The sequence below is a fragment of the Streptacidiphilus sp. MAP12-20 genome (assembly GCF_041262525.1).
GTDB lineage: Bacteria > Actinomycetota > Actinomycetes > Streptomycetales > Streptomycetaceae > Streptacidiphilus.
The window spans coordinates 1-21,790 of record NZ_JBGCCK010000006.1 but is presented as its reverse complement, the minus strand read 5'-3'; the positions used below and the strand labels follow the sequence as shown (position 1 = coordinate 21,790).

20 protein-coding genes are annotated in these 21,790 nt (G+C 70.1%); 10 read left to right on the top strand and 10 right to left on the bottom strand.

The features are described from left to right. Nucleotide 1: 1 nt before the first annotated feature. On the top strand, nucleotides 2–979 hold the full coding sequence (locus ABIA32_RS09485) for an NAD-dependent epimerase/dehydratase family protein (protein ID WP_370093541.1): 978 nt from the start codon (nucleotides 2–4) through the stop codon (nucleotides 977–979). Between the two features lie 121 nt (nucleotides 980–1,100). After that, complete coding sequence (locus tag ABIA32_RS09480; protein WP_370093540.1) at nucleotides 1,101–2,921, top strand: bifunctional UDP-sugar hydrolase/5'-nucleotidase; 1,821 nt, start codon at nucleotides 1,101–1,103, stop codon at nucleotides 2,919–2,921. A 123-nt stretch (nucleotides 2,922–3,044) separates the two neighbouring features. Here the strand turns inward: ABIA32_RS09480 and ABIA32_RS09475 are convergent, their stop codons facing one another. The 4 genes from ABIA32_RS09475 to ABIA32_RS09460 all read right to left on the bottom strand — a co-directional run bounded on the left by ABIA32_RS09475 (nucleotide 3,045) and on the right by ABIA32_RS09460 (nucleotide 8,105). Continuing rightward, entirely contained in the window at nucleotides 3,045–4,955 is a 1,911-nt protein-coding gene (locus tag ABIA32_RS09475) for an ABC transporter ATP-binding protein (protein ID WP_370093538.1), read from the bottom strand. Further along, nucleotides 4,952–6,787, bottom strand: a complete 1,836-nt coding sequence (locus ABIA32_RS09470) for an ABC transporter ATP-binding protein (protein WP_370093537.1) — start codon at nucleotides 6,785–6,787, stop codon at nucleotides 4,952–4,954. The genes ABIA32_RS09475 and ABIA32_RS09470 overlap by 4 nt, the downstream gene beginning before the upstream one ends. Nucleotides 6,788–6,897: 110 nt before the next feature. Continuing rightward, a complete protein-coding gene (locus ABIA32_RS09465) occupies nucleotides 6,898–7,575 on the bottom strand; it encodes an anti-sigma factor (protein WP_370093536.1) in 678 nt (225 codons plus the stop codon). After that, complete coding sequence (locus ABIA32_RS09460) at nucleotides 7,572–8,105, bottom strand: sigma-70 family RNA polymerase sigma factor (RefSeq protein WP_370093534.1); 534 nt, start codon at nucleotides 8,103–8,105, stop codon at nucleotides 7,572–7,574. The genes ABIA32_RS09465 and ABIA32_RS09460 overlap by 4 nt, the downstream gene beginning before the upstream one ends. Before the next feature lie 136 nt (nucleotides 8,106–8,241). On the opposite strand from ABIA32_RS09460, the gene ABIA32_RS09455 reads away from it, so the two are divergent. Next, complete coding sequence (locus tag ABIA32_RS09455) at nucleotides 8,242–8,925, top strand: hypothetical protein (RefSeq protein WP_370093533.1); 684 nt, start codon at nucleotides 8,242–8,244, stop codon at nucleotides 8,923–8,925. Between the two features lie 25 nt (nucleotides 8,926–8,950). Here the strand turns inward: ABIA32_RS09455 and glgX are convergent, their stop codons facing one another. After that, complete coding sequence (glgX, locus tag ABIA32_RS09450; protein ID WP_370093532.1) at nucleotides 8,951–11,185, bottom strand: glycogen debranching protein GlgX; 2,235 nt, start codon at nucleotides 11,183–11,185, stop codon at nucleotides 8,951–8,953. 298 nt (nucleotides 11,186–11,483) lie between these two features. Between glgX and ABIA32_RS09445 the strand changes: the two genes are divergently transcribed. The 5 genes from ABIA32_RS09445 (at nucleotide 11,484) to ABIA32_RS09425 (ending at nucleotide 16,837) form a co-directional block, all read left to right on the top strand. After that, nucleotides 11,484–12,704, top strand: coding sequence for an Ig-like domain-containing protein (locus ABIA32_RS09445; RefSeq protein ID WP_370093531.1), 1,221 nt, complete (start codon nucleotides 11,484–11,486; stop codon nucleotides 12,702–12,704). Nucleotides 12,705–12,847: 143 nt separating this feature from the next. Further along, nucleotides 12,848–14,077: an Ig-like domain-containing protein gene (locus ABIA32_RS09440; RefSeq protein ID WP_370093530.1), complete on the top strand. Its 1,230-nt coding sequence runs from the start codon at nucleotides 12,848–12,850 to the stop codon at nucleotides 14,075–14,077. A gap of 85 nt (nucleotides 14,078–14,162) precedes the next feature. Beyond that, complete coding sequence (locus ABIA32_RS09435) at nucleotides 14,163–14,939, top strand: enoyl-CoA hydratase/isomerase family protein (protein ID WP_370093529.1); 777 nt, start codon at nucleotides 14,163–14,165, stop codon at nucleotides 14,937–14,939. A gap of 181 nt (nucleotides 14,940–15,120) precedes the next feature. Then, the gene (locus tag ABIA32_RS09430; protein ID WP_370093528.1) at nucleotides 15,121–15,609 is read left to right on the top strand and encodes an ATP-binding protein; all 489 of its coding nucleotides are present in this window, start codon (nucleotides 15,121–15,123) and stop codon (nucleotides 15,607–15,609) included. 307 nt (nucleotides 15,610–15,916) lie between these two features. Continuing rightward, nucleotides 15,917–16,837 carry an oxygenase MpaB family protein gene (locus ABIA32_RS09425; protein ID WP_370093527.1) on the top strand — a complete coding sequence of 307 codons (921 nt, stop codon included), beginning with the start codon at nucleotides 15,917–15,919 and terminating at the stop codon, nucleotides 16,835–16,837. Here the strand turns inward: ABIA32_RS09425 and ABIA32_RS09420 are convergent. Continuing rightward, nucleotides 16,761–17,102 carry a MazG-like family protein gene (locus ABIA32_RS09420; RefSeq protein ID WP_370093526.1) on the bottom strand — a complete coding sequence of 114 codons (342 nt, stop codon included), beginning with the start codon at nucleotides 17,100–17,102 and terminating at the stop codon, nucleotides 16,761–16,763. The two genes, ABIA32_RS09425 and ABIA32_RS09420, sit on opposite strands and share 77 nt — an antisense overlap. Before the next feature lie 267 nt (nucleotides 17,103–17,369). Here ABIA32_RS09420 and rho point away from each other — a divergent pair, with 267 nt between their 5' ends. Then, entirely contained in the window at nucleotides 17,370–18,500 is a 1,131-nt protein-coding gene (rho, locus tag ABIA32_RS09415; RefSeq protein WP_370093525.1) for a transcription termination factor Rho, read from the top strand. A gap of 25 nt (nucleotides 18,501–18,525) precedes the next feature. Here rho and ABIA32_RS09410 read toward each other — a convergent pair whose 3' ends face one another. Next, nucleotides 18,526–18,780 carry a hypothetical protein gene (locus ABIA32_RS09410; protein ID WP_370093524.1) on the bottom strand — a complete coding sequence of 85 codons (255 nt, stop codon included), beginning with the start codon at nucleotides 18,778–18,780 and terminating at the stop codon, nucleotides 18,526–18,528. Nucleotides 18,781–18,968: 188 nt separating this feature from the next. Here ABIA32_RS09410 and ABIA32_RS09405 point away from each other — a divergent pair, with 188 nt between their 5' ends. Beyond that, complete coding sequence (locus ABIA32_RS09405; RefSeq protein WP_370093523.1) at nucleotides 18,969–19,307, top strand: hypothetical protein; 339 nt, start codon at nucleotides 18,969–18,971, stop codon at nucleotides 19,305–19,307. Nucleotides 19,308–19,415: 108 nt separating this feature from the next. Here ABIA32_RS09405 and ABIA32_RS09400 read toward each other — a convergent pair whose 3' ends face one another. The 3 genes from ABIA32_RS09400 to ABIA32_RS09390 all read right to left on the bottom strand — a co-directional run bounded on the left by ABIA32_RS09400 (nucleotide 19,416) and on the right by ABIA32_RS09390 (nucleotide 21,089). Continuing rightward, the gene (locus ABIA32_RS09400) at nucleotides 19,416–19,628 is read right to left on the bottom strand and encodes a hypothetical protein (protein WP_370093522.1); all 213 of its coding nucleotides are present in this window, start codon (nucleotides 19,626–19,628) and stop codon (nucleotides 19,416–19,418) included. 162 nt (nucleotides 19,629–19,790) lie between these two features. Next, nucleotides 19,791–20,390, bottom strand: a complete 600-nt coding sequence (locus tag ABIA32_RS09395; RefSeq protein ID WP_370093521.1) for a hypothetical protein — start codon at nucleotides 20,388–20,390, stop codon at nucleotides 19,791–19,793. Between the two features lie 351 nt (nucleotides 20,391–20,741). Then, nucleotides 20,742–21,089 carry a hypothetical protein gene (locus tag ABIA32_RS09390; protein WP_370093520.1) on the bottom strand — a complete coding sequence of 116 codons (348 nt, stop codon included), beginning with the start codon at nucleotides 21,087–21,089 and terminating at the stop codon, nucleotides 20,742–20,744. Nucleotides 21,090–21,790 lie beyond the last annotated feature (701 nt).

Below are 21,790 nucleotides of genomic sequence, written 5' to 3'. Positions count from 1 at the left end.
CATGCGCATTCTTGTTCTTGGCGGCACCGCCTTCGTGGGCCGCGCCATCGTCGCGGAGGCTCTCGACGGCGGCGCCGAGGTGACCCTCTTCGGCCGGGGGAAGACGGGAGCGGAACTCTTCCCCGAGGCGTCACGCCTTGTCGGTGACCGCGACACCGGCGACTACACGGCGCTGCGCGGCGGCAGCTGGGACGCCGTCGTCGATGTGAGCGGCTACCTTCCCCGGCAGGTCGGGCAGGCGATGGACGCGCTGGGCGACAGGGTCGGCCGCTACGTCTTCATCTCCAGCACCGCCGTCTACCAGGAGGAGGGCGTCGGCCCTGGCGCGGACGAGGACACGCCGCGTCGGCCGCCCGTGCGGACGGTCGAGCAGGTCGAGGACCTGGACAACGCCACCTACGGACCGTCCAAGGTGGCCTGCGAGGACGACGTCCTGGCCCGTTACGGCGAACGGGCGACGATCGTGCGCCCCGGGCAGCTGGTGGGGCCGCACGATCACTCGGACCTCTTCACCTACTGGGTGCGCCGCGCCGCACGCGGCGGACGGGTCGCCCTGCCCGGCGATCCGGAGCAGCCGGTGCAGGTCCTGGACGTGCGCGACCTGGCCGGGTTGGTGCGTCGGCTGGTCGAGGATGAGCGCCCCGGCGTCTTCAACGCGGTGGGACCGGCCGAACCGACGACCCTCGGTGGTCTCGTGCGGAGCTGCGCCCGCGCGGCGGGCACGGAGGTGGATCTCGTGCGGATCCCGGCCGAACTCGCCCCGCGCTTCCCGCTGGTGCGCGCGGCCTGGGCGACCCAGCAGCGTGACGCCGCCCGCGCTCGCGCGGCCGGCCTGCCCGCGACTCCGCTCTCGCAGACGGCGGCCGACGTCCTCGCCTGGGACCGCGACCGCGGCGAGCCGCCGCTGACGTGCGGCTTCTCGCCGGAGCAGGAAGCGGCCGTACTGGCGGACCCGCGGCCTGGGGGCGCGCGTATCTGATCCGCCACCGGTTGTTTCCTTCGACGAAACGTCAGGGGGCTTCCGTCGCAACGGATCACCCGGCAAACTTCTACGCGCGTTGCTCACCGCGCGTAGATGCCATCCGTGAACTGGAGCCCCTATGTCCCTGAAGCGCAGAGAGTTCGTCGCCGGAACGGCCGCAGTCGCGGCCGGGGTCGCCGTCGCCGGAACCGCCGCTGCCACGCCGGCCTCGGCGGCGCAGCCGCAGTCGGCGTCCGGCAAGCAGCCGAAGATCTGGTCCTTCACCGTCCTCGGGACCACCGACGTCCACGGACACGCGCTCAACTGGGACTACTTCACCGACGCCGAGTACGAGGACAAGGCCCAGAACGACGTCGGCCTCGCGAAGATATCGACGCTGGTCCAGCAGGTCCGCGACGAGGTCGGCCACGACCGGGTGCTGCTGATCGACGCGGGCGACATCATCCAGGGCACCCAGCTCAGCTACTACTACGCCCGCGTCGACCCGATCACCGCCGAGCCCGAGTACAAGGCCCCGCGGCACCCCATGGCGCTGGCCATGAACGCCATGCGCTACGACGCCGCGGCGCTCGGGAACCACGAGTTCAACTACGGCATCGACACCGTCCGCGCGTTCGAGCGGCAGTGCCACTTCCCGCTGCTCGCCGCCAACGCGATCGACGCGAAGACCAACCGTCCGGCCTTCCCGCCCTACATCATCAAGAAGCTCCGCGTCCCGCACGGCCCGCACATCAAGGTCGGCATCCTCGGGCTGACCAACCCCGGCATCGCGATCTGGGACAAGGACAACGTCGCCGGGAAGATGACCTTCAACGGCATCCCCGAGCAGGCCGCGATCCACGTCCCGCGCGTGCGCAGCGCGGGCGCGGACGTGGTGGTCGTCTCCGCGCACTCCGGCATCGACGAGCCCAGCTCCTGGGGCGACCAGCTCCCCTACGCGGAGGACGCGTCCGCCGCGATGGCGGCGACCGTCCCCGGCATCGACGCGGTGCTCGTCGGCCACACCCACAAGGAGGTGCCGCAGCGGCTGGTCACCAACACCGCGACCGGCAAGACGGTCGTCCTCTCCGAGCCCTACTGCTGGGGTTTCCGGCTCTCCCGCTTCGACTTCGTGGTCGAGCTGGTCGACCACCAGTGGCAGGTCACCTCTTGCACCGCGAGCGTCCTCAACAGCAACACCGTGGACGAGGACCCGAAGATCGCCGCGCTGGTCCAGCAGGAGCACGCGGCCGTGCGGGCCTACGTCAACCAGACCATCGGCACCTGCACCCAGGACCTGTCGATCGCTCGGGCGCCGTTCCAGTGCGTGCCGATCGTGGACCTGATCGGCAAGGTCCAGGCCGACACGGTGAAGGCGGCCCTGGCCTCGACCTCCTACGCCAACCTGCCGGTGCTGGCCCAGGCGGCCCCGTTCAACCGGACGGCGGACATCCCCTCCGGAACGGTGCGTCTGCGCGACGCGGCCGGGCTCTACATCTACGAGAACACGCTCGAAGCGAAGCTGATGACGGGTGCTCAGCTGCGGGACTACCTGGAGTACACGGCGGAGTACTTCAACACGCTGGCGGTGGGTGCGCCGATCGTGGAGTCGGCGCTGACCAACGCCAACAACCGGCCGGACTACAACTTCGACGAGATCTACGGCCTGAGCTACGACATCGATGTGTCCCAGCCGGTCGGCTCCCGGATCACCAACCTGAAGTACGCGGGCGCGCCGCTGGCCGACACGGCGCAGTTCGTCCTCGCGGTGAACAACTACCGCGGCAACGGCGGCGGCAACTTCCCGCATGTTGCCACGGCGCAGATGGTCTGGAGCGCGTCGGACGAGATCCGCAACACGATCATCGCGTGGGTGAAGGCGAAGGGCCAGATCAACCCGGCAGACTTCTACCTCAACGGCTGGCGGCTCGTTCGCGGGGGCGTCCCGCTCTATTCCTGACGGACAGTTGCAACACGTAGGGGCGCGAGGAACTGCGCGAGCAACCACCCTGTGCGGATGGCCCTGCTCGTTCGGCGACACACCACATCGGTGGCTTGTCGCGCAGTTCCCCGCGCCCCTTGGTTACACCAGGCTGTCGCGCCAAGCTTGGTGCAGAGCGCTGAAGCGGCCCGTGCCCGCGATGAGCTCCGCAGGGGTGCCGTCCTCGACGATGTGGCCCTGCTCCATGACCAGGACGCGGTCCGCGATCTCCACCGTCGAGAGGCGGTGGGCGATGATCACAGCAGTCCGTCCGGCCAGGACGGTGTGCATGGCGCGCTGGACCGCCTGCTCGCCCGGGACGTCCAGGGAGGACGTCGCCTCGTCAAGGATGAGCACCGCGGGGTCCGCCAGCAGAGCCCGCGCGAAGGCGACCAACTGACGCTGGCCGGCCGAGATCCGGCCGCCGCGCTTGCGGACGTCGGTGTCGAAGCCCTCCGGCAGCGCCGCGATGAACTCGTACGCCCCGATCGCCTTCGCCGCCGCCTCGACCTCCTCCCGGCTCGCGTCCGGCCTGCCGATCGCGATGTTCTCCGCGACCGTGCCGGAGAAGAGGAAGGACTCCTGCGTCACCATGACCACGCCGCGCCGCAGCTCCGGCGTGGTGAGGTCGCGCAGGTCGACGCCGTCGAGGGTGACCTGACCCTGGGTCGGGTCGTAGAACCGGGCCAGCAACTTGGCCAGCGTCGACTTGCCCGCGCCTGTCGCGCCGACCACGGCCACGCTCTGACCGGCCGGGATGCGCAGGTCGAACGCGGGGAGCACCTGCTTGCCCGTGCGGTAGGAGAAGGCGACGTCCTCGAAGTCGACCTCGCGGCCCGGGATCGCGCCCTCGGTCTTCTCGGGCAGTGGCGTGGGCTCGGCCGGCTCCGGCACGGAGGGCTCGTGGGCCAGCAGGCCCGCGATCTTCTCCAGTGCCGCCGAGGCCGACTGATAGCTGTTCAGGAACATCGCCACGTGGTCGATCGGGTCGAACAGCCGGCGCAGGTAGAGCACGAACGCGGCCAGCACACCCAGCTGCAGGCTGCCCTGGGCGACCAGGAACGCGCCCCAGATGACGATGCCGGTGATCCACACGTTCGCGGTCGCCCGCGAGGACGCGACGAAGCGGGCCATCGACAGCAGGCCGAGCGCGTTGGAGTCGGCGTAGTCGTTGTTGGAGACCGCGAAGGCCTTCTCGTTCGCCGCCTCGCGGCGGAACGCCTGCACCGGGCGGATGCCGTTCATCGTCTCGGTGAAGCGCACGATCACGCTGGCCACGGCCGTGCGCGAGCGCCGGTAGATGACCTGCGAGCGCCGCCGGTAACCGCGGGTGAACAGGTAGATCGGCAGCACCGAGGCGAGCGAGGCGAGGCCCAGCCTCCAGTCCATCACCAGCAGCAGCAGGCTGATGTAGACGAGCGAGAGCACGACCGAAAGCAGTTCCTGGAGGCCCTCGTTCAACAGCTCGCGCACGGTGTCCACGTCGCTGGTGGCGCGGGAGATGACCCGTCCCGAGGTGTAGCGCTCATGGAAGTCCAGGCTCAGCGCCTGGGCATGGCGGAAGATCCGGCGGCGCATCTCCAGCAGGATGGCCTGGTTGACCACGCCGGAGAGCCGGATGAAGGCGCGCTGGAGCAGCGTGGCCAGGGCCGCGCAGCCGAGGTATCCGGCCGTCACCGCGATCAGCGGCCCCCAGTCGTGGTCGCGCAGGGCGGGGATGCCGCGGTCGATCGCGTAGGAGACCAGCAGCGGGCCGACCTGCAGTGCCGCCTGCTGGATCATGATCATGACCATCGCCAGCGCGATCCGCGCCTTGTGCGGGCCGAGCAGCGAGCGCAGCAGCGCGCGCGGAGCGCCCGGCGGGACGGGGATGTCCTCGCCGTCAGCGGTGGCGTCCGCGGCGGGCCGGCCGGCGGCGGGGGAGCCCGCCTCCGGCTCGGACTCCGCCGCGCGCGTCGCGGACTGCGGATCCTCTTCCGCTCGTTCTGTCTGTTCCGTCTCGGTCACGCTCATCGCGTGAGGCTCCCGTCCTCGACTCGTTCGCCCGACATCAGCTCCCGGTAGTCCGGGTTCGATTCCAGTAGTTCGTGATGCGTGCCCACCGCCGTGATCCGGCCGTCCGCCAGCAGGGCGACGCGGTCGGCCAGCATCACCGTGCTCGGCCGGTGGGCGACGACCAGGGCCGTCGTCTCGGCCAGGACCTGACGCAGGGCCTGCTCGACGAGGGCCTCGGTGTGCACGTCCAGGGCCGAGAGCGGGTCGTCCAGTACCAGGAAGTCCGGCGCGCCGACGACCGCGCGAGCCAGCGCGAGGCGCTGGCGCTGGCCGCCGGAGAGGCTCAGGCCCTGCTCGCCGACCTGGGTGTCCGCGCCCTCCGGCAGGCCGCGGGCGAACTGCGCCTGCGCGACGTCCAGGGCCCGCTCGAAGGACTCGTCCGGTGCCTCCGGCGCGCCCATCAGCACGTTCTCGCGCACCGAGGCGGAGAAGAGCGTCGGCTCCTCGAAGGCCATCGACACCAGCTCGCGCAGCCGGGCCCGGGACAGCTCGCGGATGTCCGTGCCGTCGAGGGTGATCCGGCCGTCGTTGGTCTCGTACAGGCGGGGGAGGAGTGCCGTCAGCGTGGTCTTGCCGCTGCCGGTGAGGCCGACCAGCGCCATCGTCTCGCCGGAGCGGATGTGCAGGTCGACGCCGGACAGCAGGTCGGGGGAGTCGGCGGGCGCGTCCGGGTAGCGGAAGCGCACGCCCTCCAGCCGGATGCCGTCGCGCTCGCCCGCCCGTGAGGCGCGGGGGGAACCCGCCGCAGCGTCCTCCGCGTCGGCGGGGCGGGCGTCCATGACCTCGAAGAACCGGTCCGTCGCCGTCGCCGCCTCGTTGCTGTAGGCCAGCAGCCAGCCCAGCGACTCCACCGGCCAGCGCAGCGACAGCGCCGTGGACAGGAAGCCGACCAGCGTGCCCGCCGTGGTGCTGCCGTGTGCGACCTGGACCACGCCGACCGCCAGCGAGATGCCGAGGGCGAGCTCGGGCAGGCCGACGATGACCGCCCAGAGGTCGGCCAGCAGCCGCGCCTTTCGCAACTCCGTGCTGCGCAGCAGCTCGGCCTGGGCGCGGTAGCGGGCGGCCATGGTGCGGTGGCGGCCGAAGGACTTGAGGATTCGGATGCCGAGCACGGACTCCTCCAGGACCGTGGCGAGGTCGCCGTTCTGGTCCTGGGAGAGGCGCGCGGCCGCCGAGTAGCGGCGCTCGAAGTAGGAGCAGAGCACGATCAGCGGCACCGCGGGGAGCACCGTGATCAGCGCGAGCTGCCAGTCGAGGCTGAACATGATGCCGATGCCGGTGAGGAAGACCATCGAGTTGACGATCAGGAAGATCAGCGGGAAGGCGAGGAAGAGCCGGATGGTGTACATGTCCGACGTCGCCCGCGAGAGCAGCTGTCCCGAGGCCCAGCGGTCGTGGAAGGAGACCGGCAGCCGCTGCAGCTTCGCGTACAGCTCGGCGCGCATCTGCCGCTCGACGGTGGCCAGCGGGCGTGCGACCAACCAGCGGCGCATGCCGAAAAGCCCTGCCTCCAGCAGGCCCAGGACGAGCAGCAGCACGCCCTGGAGCCAGAGCCCGGAGGTGTCGCGGTGCGCGACCGGGCCGTCGACGATGTTCTTCAGCACCAGCGGGATCACCAGCGCCGAGAGCGAGGCGAGCAGCGCGGCGGTGGTCGATCCGACCAGGAACCAGCGGATCGGGCGGGCATAGGGCCACAGCCGGAGCAGGGACCGGATCGCGGAGTGCTTGGCGGGCTGGGCGGGAGGGGGTGTCAGGGGGGACGTCTGCGGCTGGGTGGACAGCTCAGTCATCAGCTCGGCATCCAGGGTGTGGGACGTTTTCGGGGCATCGTCCGGGAGCCTAGACCGGACCACTGACAGCCCTCATCCCAATTTCCACCCCTTACATGTCCCGCGCCGGATCACCCCTGCACGTGGACCAGGACTTTTCCGTCCGAGGCGACGATGTCCAGGCTGGAGATGTCGGACGGACTGATGGAGGTCGACGCCGGGATGTCGGCCTTGGCGCCGTAGCCCGAACCCCAGGTTCCGGCGGTCTCCGCGCGTCCGTCCCTGGCGTGCACGACCAGATGGCAGGTGATGCCGGTCGGGAGATTGCCCAGCTCGAGGTCCATCTGGGTGCCCCAGTTCTCCGGCGTCAGCGCGGCGGCGGCGCTCACGTGCGTCGTCGGGTCCTGGGCGGTCCAGGTGACCGCGGCGGCGGGGGGCGCAGGCGGCGAGGAACGGAAGCCCCCCGCGTACACCCATGCGCCCGCCACCGCCGCGGCTCCGGCCAGCGCCAGGCCCGCCGCGACCAGCACCCGCCGACGCGGACGCCGGTGCCGCTGCGGCGGGACGCTCGCCCCGCTGGTGGGCTCCTGCCGACGGGACGGCGTCAGCGACTCGGCGGCCGAGGCCGTCTCCTCCAGCTCCTCGAACGGCGTGTGCCGGAGCAGGCCCGGCAGCGGTGCCATGCCCACGAGCTCGGCCTTGCACCGGTCACAGGTGGCGATGTGACGCTCCAGCGCGGACCGCTCCTCGGGATCGAGGGCCCCGAGCAGGTAGGCGCCGAGCTGCACGCTCTCCTCGCATGGCGTCATCGGGATGTCACTCCTCTCTCCTCCAGAACGTTCCGTAGTGCCCTCAGCCCGTAGTAACAACGGGACTTGACCGTGCCGACCGGGATGCCCAGGTGCTCCGCCGTCTCCGCGACGCTGCGGCGCAGGTAGTACACCTCGATCAGCACTTCGCGGTGCTCGACCCTGAGGCCGCGCATCGCCTCCAGCAGCTGCCAGCGTTCGAGCATCCGGTCCAGCTCGGCCTCGCCGCCGGCGTCCTCGAAACCGCCCCGTTCGTCGTCCGGTAAGGGCGCCTCGGCGGGCCGGGCCTTCGCCTTGCGGTAGGCCGAGACGACCAGGTTGTGCGCGACGGTGTGCAGCCACGGCCCGGCCCGGTCCAGGTCGAGCGAGTCGCGGTGCTGCCAGGCGCGCAGGAAGGTCTCCTGGGTGAGGTCCTCCGCGCGCTGGTAGTCGCCGTGCACCAGCCGCAGGACGTGCCCGAGCACCGACCGTCCGTAGCGCGCGTAGAGCGCGGACACGAAGGCCGCGTCCGGGGTCGGTGCGTGGTCCACACCTCAAGTACGCGCGCCAGGGGCGGAGGGTTCAACAGGCAACGGCCGTTTCTTCGACTGAACCACTCACTCGGGCGGGGCGTATGGGCAGGCAGGACTCCCAGCCCCAAGGACTCCCGGCTCCAAGGATATGATCATGAAACCTCGACTTCTGGTGCTCGCCGCGCTCTTCACCGGCGCCGTCGCGGCGGGATGCTCCGCCACGGCTTCGACCTCCAACTCGGTCAAGCCGCCGAGCTCGACCCCGGCTCCTGCGGCCCCCTCGACCCCGGCCGCGCCCGCGAAGCCCGTCACCCTCAGCACGCACACACTCGGCAGCGTCGGTACGGTCATCGACGCCAACGGAAAGACGGTCTACTTCGACGACCAGGACAGCACGGCCAAGATCCTCTGCACCCACGACTGCGCGATGGTCTGGGTCCCCGTCACGGTGTCCGCCACCCCCAAGGCGGTCGGCGGCGTCACCTTTTCGACGACCACCCGGCCGGACGGGAGCAAGCAGCTCACTGCGGCCGGCCACCCGCTGTACACCTTCGTCAGGGACGGCGATGCCGGTGACGCGTACGGCCAGGGTGCGAAGGACGCCTTCGGCGGCCAGAGCTTCACCTGGCACTCACTCAAGGCCGCTGGCCAGACCAGCATCGCGCCGACGAAGCCGGCCCCCGCGAAGCCCGCGCCCACCATGCCTGCGCCGACGATGCCTGCGCCGACACAGCCCGCGCCGGTGCAGCCGGCGCCTATGCAGCCCGCGCCGACGCAGCCTGCGCCAACGATGCCTGCGCCGACGCAGCCCGCGCCGTCCGGCGGCTACGGCTACTGACCGCCCCTCCTCCTGACGGCTCCCGCTACCGGCCGTCGTCCGCGCACACCCGCAGCAGCAGCACCGACCGGCCCGGCACGGTGATCGCCTCGCCGGCCGGCCAGTGCCGACCGTCCGGCGCCGCCTGCTGTTCGACCGAGGTGTCGACGACCGTCTCGAAGCAGCGCGCCCACGGCAGTCCCGGCAGGGTGAACCGGATCGCCCGGTGGTGCGCGTGCAGGATCAGTAGAAAGCTGTCGTCCGTCAGCGGATCACCGCAGGCGTCCCGCTCGGTCAGGTCGTCGCCGGAGAGCAGCATCGCCAAGGTCGCGCCGGGCGCGTACCAGTCGGCCTCGGTCATCTCCCGGCCGCGCGCGGTGAACCAGGTCAGGTCGGGCAGGCCGCCCGGATGGGCCGGGCGGCCCGAGAAGAAGGCCCGCTGCCGCAGCACCGGGTGCTCGCGGCGCAGCCGGATCAACCGGGTGGTCAGCTCGTGCAGCGGCCGCCACTCGTCCGAGTCGAGCAGCGACCAGTCGATCCAGCCGACCTGGTTGTCCTGGCAGTAGGCGTTGTTGTTGCCACCCTGGGTACGCCCGAACTCGTCTCCGGCCAGCAGCATCGGCACACCGGTCGAGAGCAGGAGCGTCGCCGTCAGGTTGCGCAGCTGGCGGCGGCGGAGCGCCCTGATCGACGGGGAGTCGGTCTCGCCCTCGGCCCCGCAGTTCCAGGAGCGGTTGTCGTTGGTCCCGTCGCGGTTCTCCTCGCCGTTCTCCTCGTTGTGCTTGCCGTTGTAGGAGACCAGGTCGCGCAGGGTGAAGCCGTCGTGGGCGGTGACGTAGTTGACGGAGGCGAAGGGCCGCCGTCCGCCGCGCTGGTACAGGTCGGAGGAGCCGGCCAGCCGGTAGCCGAGCTCGCGCACGTCGGGGCGCGCGCCGCGCCAGAAGTCGCGGACGGTGTCGCGGTAGCGGTCGTTCCACTCGGTCCACAGGGGAGGGAAGTTGCCCACCTGGTAGCCGCCCAGCCCGACGTCCCACGGCTCGGCGATCAGCTTGACCCGGCTGAGCACCGGGTCCTGGAAGACCGTGGAGAGGAAAGGCGCGTGCATGTCGACGTCGAAGCCGGTCCGGGCGAGAGTGGCCGCGAGGTCGAAGCGGAAGCCGTCGACGCCCATCTCGGTGACCCAGTAGCGCAGCGAGTCGGTGATCAGCCGGAGCGCCTGCGGCTGGGTCGCGTCCAGGCTGTTCCCACAGCCGGTGAAGTCCGTGTACGCGCGCCGGTTGTGCGGCTGCAGCCGGTAGTAGCCGGCGTTGTCCAGGCCCCGGAACGACCAGGTCGGGCCGGCCTCGCCGCCCTCGGCGGTGTGGTTGTAGACGACGTCGAGAATCACCTCGATCCCGGCCGCGTGCAGGGCTCTGACCATCCGTTTGAACTCGCCGACCTGCTCGCCCCTGGTCCCGCCCGCCGCGTATGCGCCGTGCGGGGCGAAGTAGCCGATGCTGTTGTAGCCCCAGTAGTTGCCCATCCCGCGCCGCCGCAGATGCTCCTCGTCAGCGAACTGGTGCACCGGCAGCAGCTCGACGGCGGTGACGCCGAGCCGGGTCAGGTACCCGATCGCGGCGGGGTGGCCCAGCCCGGCGTAGGTGCCGCGCAGCTCGGGCGGGACGTCGGGGAGGTTCCGGGTGAAGCCCTTGACGTGCAGCTCGTAGAGGACGGTGTCGGCCCAGGGCGTCTTGGGACGCCGGTCGTCCAGCCAGTCGTCGGTGTCGTGGACGACGACGGCCTTCGGCATGTAGCGGGCGGAGTCGCGGTTGTCCCTGACGGTGTCGGCGACGTCGGCCTCGGGCCAGTTCCTGACGTGGCCGTAGACGGCGTCGTGCAGCACGAACGGGCCGTCGACGGCCCTGGCGTAGGGATCGAGCAGCAGCTTGGCTGGATTCCAGCGCGCACCTGTCCACGGGTCCCAGCGCCCGTGCACCCGGAACCCGTATCGCTGGCCAGGACGGATCTCCGGCACGTGGCCGTGCCAGACCTGGAAGGACTGTTCGCGCAGGGTGTGCCGGCTCTCCTGGCCTTCGTCGTCGAACAGGCACAGCTCGACGCCTTCGGCGCCGCCCGCCCACACGGCGAAGTTGGTCCCCGGCCGCCCGTCCGGGCCCTGGTGGAAGCGCGCGCCCAGCGGCTGCCAACTGCCGGGCAGCACGCGCTCCCGCGCGGCCCGAGCCTCCCCAGCGTCGGGGTCCGGCTCCTCCTGCGGCAGTCGCAGCTCCGCGGGCACCGCCATGACCAGCACCTCCCCGTCCCGGTGGACGTCCCGATCCCCCGGCTTACGGATAAGTTCCCCTCTTGGGTGCAGTTGCACCGCCCAGGCGCGAGGCTTCTGCACGAGGAGCCAGTTGCAATTTCCAGGGGCGCGGGGAACTGCGCGAGAAACCACCCCGTGCGGATGGCCCTGCTCGTTGAGGACCATCCGCATGCTGGTGGCTTGTCGCGCAGTTCCTCGCGCCCCTTTGATAGTGCAACTCGCTCGCTTGCCACACGTGTCCTGCTGGATCCGCGTCTCGTTGATCCTCGCGGAGCGAGTGAGCAAGGAGCGAGAGGCGTTGTACGTGAACCTGTGGGCCGGACCGATCAAGCGGGTAGTGGCAATGGCCCTGCTGCCGGCAACGCTTCTGCTCGCCGGCTGCTCCGGCTCCTCCGGAGGCGGCGCGAACGACGCCGCGCGCGTGTCCGCCGCGCAGGTGACGCTCACGCCCGGGGACGGCGCAGCCGAGGTCCCGGCCGTCGGCGGCGTCCTCGCCGCCGTGCGTGGGGGCCGGTTCACCGACGTGCGGCTGAAGGACGCCGACGGCCAGGCCGTCGCCGGCACGGTCACCCCCGACGGCACCGGCTGGCGTCCGACCGGCAAGCTGCTGCCCGAAACCCGCTACACCCTCGACGCGGTCGCCACGGACAAGGACGGCCTTCAGGCCGCCAAGCACGCGAGCTTCACCACCTTCGTGCCGAAGGACACCTTCATCGCCTTCTACAACCCCGAAGACCACAGCACCGTCGGCGTCGGCTTCATCGTGACGCTGCGCTTCAACCGCTCGATCGCCGACCGCGCCGCCGTCCAGCGCGCGATCAGCGTGACCGCCAGCCCCGCCGTGCCGGTCGTGCCGCACTGGTTCGACTCGCAGCGCGTCGACTTCCGCCCCGAGCACTACTGGGCCCCCGGCACCACCGTCACGCTCGCGCTGCACCTGCGGCACGTCGAGGGCGCCCCCGGCGTCTACGGCACGCAGGAGAAGCGGATCGTCTTCACCATCGGCCGCAGCCAGGTCAGCACCGCCGACACCGACGCCGACACGCTCACCGTGGTCCGCGACGGCAGCACCCTGCGCACGCTCTACATCTCCGCCGGGGGGCCAGGGCACAGCACCTACGACGGAGTCATGGTGATCTCCGAGCAGGATCAGGTCACCCGGATGGACTCGCACACCGTCGGGCTCGGCAGCGAGTACGACATCCCCGCGGTCCCGCACGCCATGCGGCTCACGGACTCGGGCACCTTCGTGCACGGCGTCTACTGGCGTCCGGCCTCCGTGTTCGGCCGGGTGAACACCAGTCACGGCTGCATCGGCATGTACGACGCCCCGGGCGGCCGCAGCGGCTCCACCCCGGCCGGCTGGTTCTTCGACCACTCGATGATCGGGGACGTCGTCCAGGTCGTCGGCTCGTCCGGCGACCAGGTCTCTCCGGACAACGGGATGAGCGGCTGGAACATGTCCTGGAAGGACTGGATCGCGAACCCGGCCAAGTAGGCAGCAACCTCTCGCTCCCTGGCGGCGTCAATACATTCGGGGAGTACCCAGCCTGCCGGGATATGCTCGCGGCGGTGCGGCGCCACCATGGTCCATTGCGACCTGGTCCATGGCGCCATCCGGGAGGGGAGAGACGGTTGTTCGTGCACAGCAGCGTCCGGCGGGGTCTGGTCGCGATAGGCACCGGGGCCGCGATACTCGCGGCCGCGGCCTGCGGGGGGACCAGCAGCGCCCACAGCCAGTCGGCGGGAGCGGGGGCATCCGGGAGTTCGAGCCCGAGCGCGTCCGCCGAGGCCAACTCCTCTGCCGTGGTGACGATCCTGCCGAAGAACGGTGCGACCGGCGTCGACACCAACGGCACCCTCAAGGTCAGCGCGGCCTCCGGGAAGCTCACCCAGATTGCCGTCACCGGCGACGACGGCAGCAAGATCGACGGCTCCATAGCAGGTGACGGCAGCAGCTGGACGCCGAGTGGCGCGCTGCACACCGGCACGAAGTACAGCGTCGTCGCCACGGCGACGGACGCGCAGGGCAAGGCCGTCACGGACCGCTCCGCCTTCACCACGCTGACGCCCTCGGCGACTGACATCGCGAACTTCAACGTGAATCCGGGCGACACCTACGGCGTCGGCATGGAGGTCTCGCTCAACTTCACCTCCTCCGTGTCCGACTCGTACAAAGCCGCGGTGCTCAAGGGCGTCACCGTCACCGCCGATCCGGCGGTGGACGTGCAGGGGCACTGGTTCGGCAACGACCGGGTGGACTTCCGTCCGCAGAGCTACTGGGCGCCCGGCACCAAGGTCACCCTGCACCTGCACCTGAACGGCGTGCGCACCAGCCAGGACACGTATGGCCAGCAGAACAAGGACGTCAGCTTCAGCATCGGCCGCTACCAGGTCAGCGTCGCCGACAACAACGCGCACACGCTCACCGTCTACTCCGCGCCCGGGGTGGTGCGGAAGCAGCTGCCGGCCAGCCTCGGCGACCCGCAGCACACCACCTACAACGGCAAGATGGTGATCACCGAGAAGGACCCGACCGTCGACATGAACTCGCAGACCGTCGGCCTCGGCAACGCGTACCGGATCAAGGACGTCCCGCACGGGATGCGGCTCACCACCTCCGGCACCTTCGTGCACGGCAACTACTGGCGTCCGGCCTCGGTCTTCGGCAGTGAGAACACCAGCCACGGCTGCGTCGGCCTCCGGGACGTGCAGGGCGGCGGGGACCCCAACACGCCGGCCGCCTGGTTCTACGGCAGCTCGATCATCGGCGACGTGGTCCAGGTGCAGAACTCGCCGGACAGGATCGTCTCCGCGGACAACGGCCTGAACGGCTGGAACCTGAGCTGGTCGGCCTGGACGTCCAACTGACCGCGACGTCCGACTGACCGCGCTCGCGCGTTAACATCGGTTCACTCTGCGCCGCTTCTCTCATCCCGCCCGGGGAGGCACTTAGATGGACCGTTTCGTGAAGCTCGAGGTCGATGAGCACGCTGTCGGCGTCATCCGGCTGGACCGGCCGAAGATGAACGCGCTCGACATCGCGATGCAGGACCAGCTCAAGGAGGTCGCGGACGAGGCCGCCGCGCGCGCCGACGTGCGCGCGGTGGTCCTCTGGGGCGGCGAGCGGGTCTTCGCGGCCGGGGCCGATATCAAGGAAATGCAGCGCATGAGCTACACCGACATGGTGGAGCGGGGCGGCGCGCTGCAGGGGGCCTTCGACGCGGTGGCCCGGATCCCCAAGCCGGTCGTGGCCGCGGTCACCGGCTACGCGCTCGGAGGCGGCTGCGAGTTGACGCTCTGCGCGGACATCCGCGTCGCCGCCGACAACGCGAAGTTCGGCCAGCCGGAGATCCTGCTCGGTCTCATCCCCGGCGCAGGCGGCACCCAGCGGCTCTCGCGCCTGGTCGGTCCGGCCAAGGCCAAGGACCTGATCTTCACCGGTCGCATGATCGACGCCGCGGAGGCCTACCGGATCGGCCTGGCCGACCAGGTCGTCCCGGCCGAGGAGGTCTTCGCCACCGCCCACGCCTGGGCCGCCAAGCTGGCCGCCGGCCCTGCGTACGCGCTGCGCGCCGCGAAGGAGGCGGTGGACCGGGGAATCGAGACCGACCTCGACACCGGTCTCACCATCGAGCGGAACCTCTTCGCGGGCCTGTTCGCGACCGAGGACCGCGAGATCGGGATGCGCAGCTTCGTCGAAGAGGGCCCGGGCAAGGCGAAGTTCAACTGACCGCCCCCGGTCCGCCGCTGAACCTGTTGATCCTTCCGCTGATCCCGCGCCGGATTGTTTGACGAGGCCTGCCACGCCTGAGCTGCGCGTATGCAAACCGATTTGGCATATGCCTCAAGCAATAGATGATTTTTTGCCGATTGCGCTCCCCGAGGCGGCTCGGAGACGCCATCATGGGCTCATGGCAGTACAGGGTGAAGTGGCGCGGGAGCAGACAGTGATCATTGAGGCTGTGGAGACCGCGCCGACCGCCGAGCTCGACGAGCTGGCCCGGCTGCTGTCGCCGGAGGGCGACGGGGCCTGTTTAGTCGCGGCTCCCGGCGTCACTGCGCGCGCCCGCCGGCTCACCCTGTCCGCCCTGGAGTCCTGGGGACTGGGCGGCCTCGGTGAGGTGGCGGAGCAGCTGGTGGCCGAACTGGTGGCCAACGCGGTGCGGCACACAGGCGGACGGAGTTTTGTGCTGCGCGTGCTGCGCGGTTCGGGCAGGGTTCGGGTCGAGCTCCGGGATCCCTCGCGGGCGCTGCCGTGTCTGATCAAAGGCGACGCGGACGACGACGCCGGGCGCGGGCTGCGGCTGGTGGATCTGCTGGCCGACCGCTGGGGCGTGGACCTGCTGTCGCGGGGCAAGTCGGTGTGGTTCGAGCTCAAGGTGCGCACAGCGGCGGTCTAGCGCCGCCCGCGGGTGGGGGTCCAATGCAATGCGGGGCCCCGGGATCGTTTTGTCGATCAGGGGCCCCTGCATTGGGCCGCGCGGCCAAGGGGGTGTTGCCGCTGCGGCGTCCGGACGCGCTCGGGTCGGAGGCGTTCCGTTCCCCGACTATGGCACGCGTCTCGGCATACGGGCAAAGGACAAAACGGACGAATGGCGTTATTTCGCCATAGTGAGCCGTGGATCACAAGGCCCATCTACTTATTTGCTTAGATTTCCCTTGCCTGTCGCCTGGCAAACCTTGGATCCAGGGAGTACAACTGGAACTGTGTGGCTCCGTGAGCGGATCAGGCGACAGGTCTACGCGACAGTCCACGGCCAGGGCCTGGATCTGACGCGCTACGACCGCCCGTCCGGCGATCCGGGTCTCTTCGGTCCGGACAGTGTCGTCTGGCTGGTGCACGGCGACCTGCCCGGCATGTTCACCGGCGGCATCGCCGCCCTGCTGCTGCAGTCGCTCCACCCGCTGGCCATGGCCGGCGTCGACCAGCACTCCCTCTACCGCGAGGACCCGATCGACCGGCTCAACCGCACCGCCGGCTTCGTCACGGTCACCAGCTACGGCTCGACCACCGAGGCCGAGGCCGCCATCGCCCGGGTGCGTCGCATCCACGAGTACGTGCGCGGCACCGCTGCCGACGGCCGCCGCTACGACGCGGGCGACCCCGACCTGCTGCGCTGGGTCCACGTCGCCGAGACCACCTGCTTCCTGGCCGGCTACCAGCGCTACGCCCGCCAGCCGCTGACCCGGGCCCAGCAGGACCGCTACTTCGACGAGGTCGCCCTCACCGCAGAGCGTCTGGGCGCGACGGACGTGCCCCGCTCACTCGCCGAGGTCCACGCCTACCTGCGCGAGGTCCGCCCCCAACTGGCCGCCACGGAGGCGGCCTTGGCCGCAGTCACCTTCCTGCGCACGCCCGGCGCCCTGATCTCCGCTCCCGGCGGCGCGGCGGCGCTGCGGATCCTGGTCGACGGCGCGGTCGACCTGCTGCCCCGCTGGGCGGTCGCCGAACTGGGTCTGCCCCGCCCGTCCGCGCTGCGGACCTCCGCGGACCGGGCCTCGGTCCGCGCGCTGGCCGCCGTCCTGCGCTACGGCTGCGAACCCTCCGTCGTCATCGAGACGGCCCGAGCGCGCGCTCGGCGACCCGCTCAAGATGCCGCGCGAACACGGTCCCCGCATCGGGGTTGAGCCTGGTCAGCGCCACCATCGAGGTGATGATCACGTCGCAGAGCTCGTTCTGCACGTCCTCCCAGCTGTGCGAGAAGCCCTTGCGCGGGTTCTGACCCATCGCCCCGATCACGGCCTCGGCGACCTCGCCGGCCTCCTCGGAGATCTTGAGAATCTGCAGGATCAGCCCGGTCTGCCTGGCCTGATGGGTCTGCTCGGGCACCGGGCTGCTCTCGGTCAGCCACCGCTCAAGGTCGGCGATGGTGGCCCAGGGGGAATCGGTCATGGACCCGAGAGTAGACCGCATGCTTGCGGAGCCTGCTATGGTGGCAAGCAGCATGTGAGATCGCCCCGTACTTTCGGCGCCCGTGCTGATTCGTTCCACCGACACTCCTGATGCAGCCCGTCCTCTCCGTGACCGGCGACCAGGCGTGGTCCTTCTTCTCCACCCGGGCAGCAGCCGTCGGCGTCCATCGCCGCCCTGCTCCCCGATCACCAGGCCGCCACGGCGACTCCGTGGCCCGCCTTCATCACTTCCGCGAAAGGACTTCGCGTGACCACCCTTCTCGAATCCCCGACTCAGACCCAGACCCAGACTCAACTCACTCTCACCACAGGGGTCTTCGACCTCGACGGCAACCGCGGCGTGCTGCGCACCAGCGGTTACCTCCCCGGGCCCGACGACATGACCGTCAGCGCGCAGCAGATCCGACGCTACGGACTGCGCCGCGGCGACCTCGTCGAGGCCGGACCAGGGGGCATCGCCCGCGTCAACGGCCGTGCGCCCGAGGCGCTTTCGGGCCGCCCGAAGTTCGCCGAGCTCACCCCGCTGCACCCGCGGGAGCGGCTGCGCCTGGAGACCGAGCCCGGCCGGCTGACGACCCGGGTCATCGACCTGCTCGCGCCCGTCGGCAAGGGCCAGCGCGGCTTGATCGTCGCCCCGCCCAAGACCGGAAAGACCGTCATCCTGCAGTCGTTGGCGGATGCCGTCGCCCGCAACCACCCCGAGTGCCACCTCATGGTGGTGCTGCTCGACGAGCGCCCGGAGGAGGTCACCGAGATGGCCCGCTCCGTGCGCGGCGAGGTGCTCGCCTCCACCTTCGACCGACCGGCCAAGGAGCACACGATGCTCGCCGCGCTCGCGGTCGAGCGCGCCAAGCGCCTGGTCGAGGCGGGCCAGGACGTGGTGATGCTGGTCGACTCACTCACCCGCCTCTGCCGTGCCCACAACACCATCGCCACGGCGGGCCACGGCCGCACGCTCAGCGGTGGCGTCGACGCGAGCGCCCTGCTGGGACCGAAGCAGTTCTTCGGCGCCGCCCGCAACATCGAGGACGGCGGTTCGCTGACGATCCTGGCCACCGCGCTGGTGGAGACCGGCTCCCGCGCCGACGACTACTTCTTCGAGGAACTCAAGAGCACCGGCAACATGGAGCTCCGCCTCGACCGCGCCCTCGCCGGCAAGCGCGTCTTCCCCGCCATCAGCCCCGCCCCGACCGGCACCCGCCGCGAGGAACTGCTGACCCACCCGGACGAACTCGACGCTCTCCACCGCCTCCGCCGCGCGCTCGCGGCCCAGGCTCCGCAGCAGGCCGTCGAGCTGATGCTGGACCGGCTGAGGAAGACGACGAGCAACGCCGAATTCCTCCGCCAGGTCCAGCTCACCACGCCGAACGGGCAGTGAGCGCCCGAGTCCCTGCTCCCGGTCGTCAGTAGTTGAGGGACAGTCCCTCGAAGTCACCGAGCAGGTCGACGCTGCCCCCGCTGTGGTTCGTGATCACTACCTTGCCGCTCCTGGCCGGTACCAGCACCAGGTTGGAGACGCTCTGCCCCGCGGTCCAGTTGACCTCGATCACCACCGGGGTGTTGTTCTCGTCGAGCCCGAGCGTGTCGATCCGGCCCCGATGCCACGGCCCCGCCGGGTACTCCGACGCCAGGAAGCGGATGCCCAGCATCGACTCCATCCCTGCCTCAGCCCGACGCTGCAGCTCCACCTCCAGCGCCGGCCCCCGCCCGCGATCACTGCCGAGAACCAATCGAAGGCTGGCAGTCGTCTTCCGGATTGCCTGGAGTTGTGTGCCTCTCATCGCCCGTTCTGTGAACCCGCTCCGCCGCCCGCGGATGGCTGAGGGTCTGGGTGGGAGGAGGACTGATGGCCCCCACCGCTCGCCTCGCCACCGACGAACATGCCGCCGAGCCGAATCCCCTCTCAACTGCCAAGGCCAACGGGCCTGGACCGCGCACCGCCCAGCAGACCGCCTCCGACCTTGCGTTCTGCGCCCGCGCGATGAGGTCCCCGGTGCTGCCGGACGCCGCCGAACGCCTGGCCGAGCGGACACGGGCTGAGCCACGGACCCACGCCGAGTACCTGGTCGCTGTCCCGCAGCGCGAGGTCGGCGCGCGTGAGTCCCACGGCGGCGAGGACCGCATCCGCGGTCGTACAGTTCGCGCCCACGGTGGGGCTGTCACGTGGAGAGCTGCCGACTCTTGATTGCCTCGCCGCGCCGCCCTGGGGGCGGCCCGGTCGGGCCAGCAGCATAATCGCGGGCTACCTGGCAACGAAGCCGTCGAAGAACCCACCGGGCTCAGCCTTCGGGTGTCACCCGACTGAAGGGTGTATTTGCTGCCATCCGCGCAGGCTTCTGGTGATGAAGACGAACCGGTAGACGTCACGCGTCCAAATGCTGGCTCCCTCGCCGTATTCGGCCAGTTCGGTGAGGGCTTCGTGTTCCGAGTCGTAGCTGTATTTCCGGCCCTTCGCGTCCTTGATCATCCATTCTCCGCCGGGCAGGCCGGCGAGTCCCATGGACATGGTGTCTCTCCTCTTCGGTGTCCCCAGAAGCCATGTTGTGTTCCCAGCAAGCCGCCGCTTCGTACTCCGGGTTGACGGCAGCGGCTGTTCGGGGCTGACGGTGCGTCGGGGGGTGCCCGCCACGTCGGAGGCCGGGATCGTTTCGGCGGCCCCTGGCCTGGCTCAGGCGGTGGACTGCTTCGGCGGCATCTCGGCGGTGTCCTGGGCGGGCGGAGGTTGGATGTCCCGGGGCGTGCCGAACATGGAGTAGGTGCGGTCGATGACCGTGGTCCCCGCTGAGCTGGGCACGGTCTCCTTGTCGCGGAGCAGCCGGCCACTCTGGTCGAGCCAGATGTCGATGGTGTTGCTGGTGCGGCCCGAGGCGAGCAGGCGCTGGAGCATGCCGGCGCGGACCGCCGCGCTCGCGGGCACGTGGGCGGTTACCTCCTTCGCGGTCACCTGGCCGCGGTAGTGAGTTGCGGGAACGCCGTCGATGGTTTCGGTACCCAGGTCTTGGGTTCCACGGTGATCGGCGAGGACGTTCAGGCTGCTGCCGGGCCAGAGCTCGTGCTGCAGGTCTTCGATGTCGCCCCACATGGTGTGCTCCGGCGCACCGTTCCTGGCTCCGATCGGCGCGCGTAGCCAGTGTTTGCCGTGCTGACCGGTCTGCGCGAAGTGGTCTGCGATGCGCAGGTAGGTGGTGGTCTTGTCCATCAGGATGTTGGTGCCGCTGCTCTGGTCGAGGAAGCTGAAGTTCGGGCCGCCGGAGAGGTCGGCGGACATGCCGGCATCCGCTCCCCAGTCGACTACTCCGTCCAGGCAGCGGGCGGTCTGACCTGGCAGGGTGAGGCAGCCCCTGATGTGCGCCGTGGTCAGAGACGCGACCTGCTTCCACGCCGTTTGGAGGGCGGGGATGGGCTGGCCCGCGAGAGCAGGTGTGATCGTCCCGCGGCTGCTGCCGCCCGATGGGAGTTCGTTGGGAGCGGAGGCAGCCGAACAACCGGCGAACAGCAGGGGAAGCACGGCGGTAGCCGCTGCGCGGGCGAACGAACGGGCTGAGCTGCGGCGGAGCATGGGGATCACCGGTGCAGTGGTCGAACTTGGGCGGTCAGGCTGGTCGATTGTGTCGTCATGTCAGGAGCATTCGAACGAGGTGTTCTTGGCCTGGAAGAAGCTCATCGGGCCGGTGCGGATCTTCCCGGTAGCCGGGTCGATGTCCGTGCCGGCGGTCTGGTGGGTGATGGTGAGGACCCACTCGCCACGGTCCAGAGCGATGGTGCCCGTCGCCGCCGTGGTGTCGACGGCCCAGCCGGCCGCCTTCATGGAGTCCCCGAGTGAGGTGGCGACCTGGTCTGCTTGGGCGGCAGGGACGAGGAGCAGGAAGCTGTTGAGGCAGTATTTGACGCTGGTCAGCGAACCCTTGGGGTGGATGTTCTCCGCGGTAGTGGTGTTCAGGCCAGCGGCGGTCATGGCGTGGGACATCTCAGCCTGGATCTGGGTGAACTGCGTGCTGCGTGCCGCAGTGGCTGGGTCGGCGGTACCGGTTGATGTTGTGTGAGGCGTGATCGTTGCGGCGGGCGCGGTATGGGGGGCGGTTGAGCTGCAGGCTGCGAGCAGGGTGGCGGCAGCCGCTGAGGTGAGGAGGACTGCGGCGCGACGGAGGGCGGGCATGGTTGGGGTCCTTGGGAGAGTGCGGGGCAGGGCCGACAGAGTTCGTCAGCGCCTCGAAGGTCCGGCTGGACGGACCCGAAGGTGCGTAACCCGGGGCTGACGGGGTTTCCGGTGTCGGAGCCCGTCCGTGGGCAGCTACATGACGTAGCCCGGATGAGATTCGTCTCGGAGGCCGGGGCCCGCAGTGGTGGGCTCCCGGCCCCGACCAGCGTGTTAGAGCACGTGAATGGTGATGCCTGCGGTGGTGGCGTTGGTGTTCCAGGCGCTGGTGGTCTGGTAGGCGATGGTCCAGGCGCCGGTGGCGGTGACTTTGGCCCACAGGGCGAAGGCGCCGAGAGTGTCGGTGTGGGCGGTGCTGATCAGGTAGGCGCGGCTGGATCGGGTCTATCAGATTTGTGGTGGCTTGTCGGCTATTAAGCCTATTTGATCCTGCGTCGGATTGGTTCGGCTACTCGGATGCGTCCATTGGCGTGGTGAGACGTCCCTCGAACGCCATGTCGAGTTCGTTGAGG

What these genes read in the sequence shown, in the direction of transcription:
- ABIA32_RS09480 (WP_370093540.1), top strand. Translation starts at nt 1,101, where the DNA reads ATGTCCCTGAAGCGCAGAGAGTTCGTCGCCGGAACGGCCGCAGTCGCG.
- ABIA32_RS09395 (WP_370093521.1), bottom strand. Translation starts at nt 20,390, where the DNA reads ATGTCCGCCGACCTCTCCGGCGGCCCGAACTTCAGCTTCCTCGACCAG.
- glgX (WP_370093532.1), bottom strand. Translation starts at nt 11,185, where the DNA reads ATGGCGGTGCCCGCGGAGCTGCGACTGCCGCAGGAGGAGCCGGACCCC.
- ABIA32_RS09405 (WP_370093523.1), top strand. Translation starts at nt 18,969, where the DNA reads ATGGCCCCCACCGCTCGCCTCGCCACCGACGAACATGCCGCCGAGCCG.
- ABIA32_RS09430 (WP_370093528.1), top strand. Translation starts at nt 15,121, where the DNA reads ATGGCAGTACAGGGTGAAGTGGCGCGGGAGCAGACAGTGATCATTGAG.
- ABIA32_RS09465 (WP_370093536.1), bottom strand. Translation starts at nt 7,575, where the DNA reads ATGACGCCATGCGAGGAGAGCGTGCAGCTCGGCGCCTACCTGCTCGGG.
- ABIA32_RS09470 (WP_370093537.1), bottom strand. Translation starts at nt 6,787, where the DNA reads ATGACTGAGCTGTCCACCCAGCCGCAGACGTCCCCCCTGACACCCCCT.
- ABIA32_RS09400 (WP_370093522.1), bottom strand. Translation starts at nt 19,628, where the DNA reads ATGTCCATGGGACTCGCCGGCCTGCCCGGCGGAGAATGGATGATCAAG.
- ABIA32_RS09390 (WP_370093520.1), bottom strand. Translation starts at nt 21,089, where the DNA reads ATGTCCCACGCCATGACCGCCGCTGGCCTGAACACCACTACCGCGGAG.
- ABIA32_RS09455 (WP_370093533.1), top strand. Translation starts at nt 8,242, where the DNA reads ATGAAACCTCGACTTCTGGTGCTCGCCGCGCTCTTCACCGGCGCCGTC.
- ABIA32_RS09410 (WP_370093524.1), bottom strand. Translation starts at nt 18,780, where the DNA reads ATGGAGTCGATGCTGGGCATCCGCTTCCTGGCGTCGGAGTACCCGGCG.
- ABIA32_RS09420 (WP_370093526.1), bottom strand. Translation starts at nt 17,102, where the DNA reads ATGACCGATTCCCCCTGGGCCACCATCGCCGACCTTGAGCGGTGGCTG.
- ABIA32_RS09435 (WP_370093529.1), top strand. Translation starts at nt 14,163, where the DNA reads ATGGACCGTTTCGTGAAGCTCGAGGTCGATGAGCACGCTGTCGGCGTC.
- ABIA32_RS09485 (WP_370093541.1), top strand. Translation starts at nt 2, where the DNA reads ATGCGCATTCTTGTTCTTGGCGGCACCGCCTTCGTGGGCCGCGCCATC.
- ABIA32_RS09475 (WP_370093538.1), bottom strand. Translation starts at nt 4,955, where the DNA reads ATGAGCGTGACCGAGACGGAACAGACAGAACGAGCGGAAGAGGATCCG.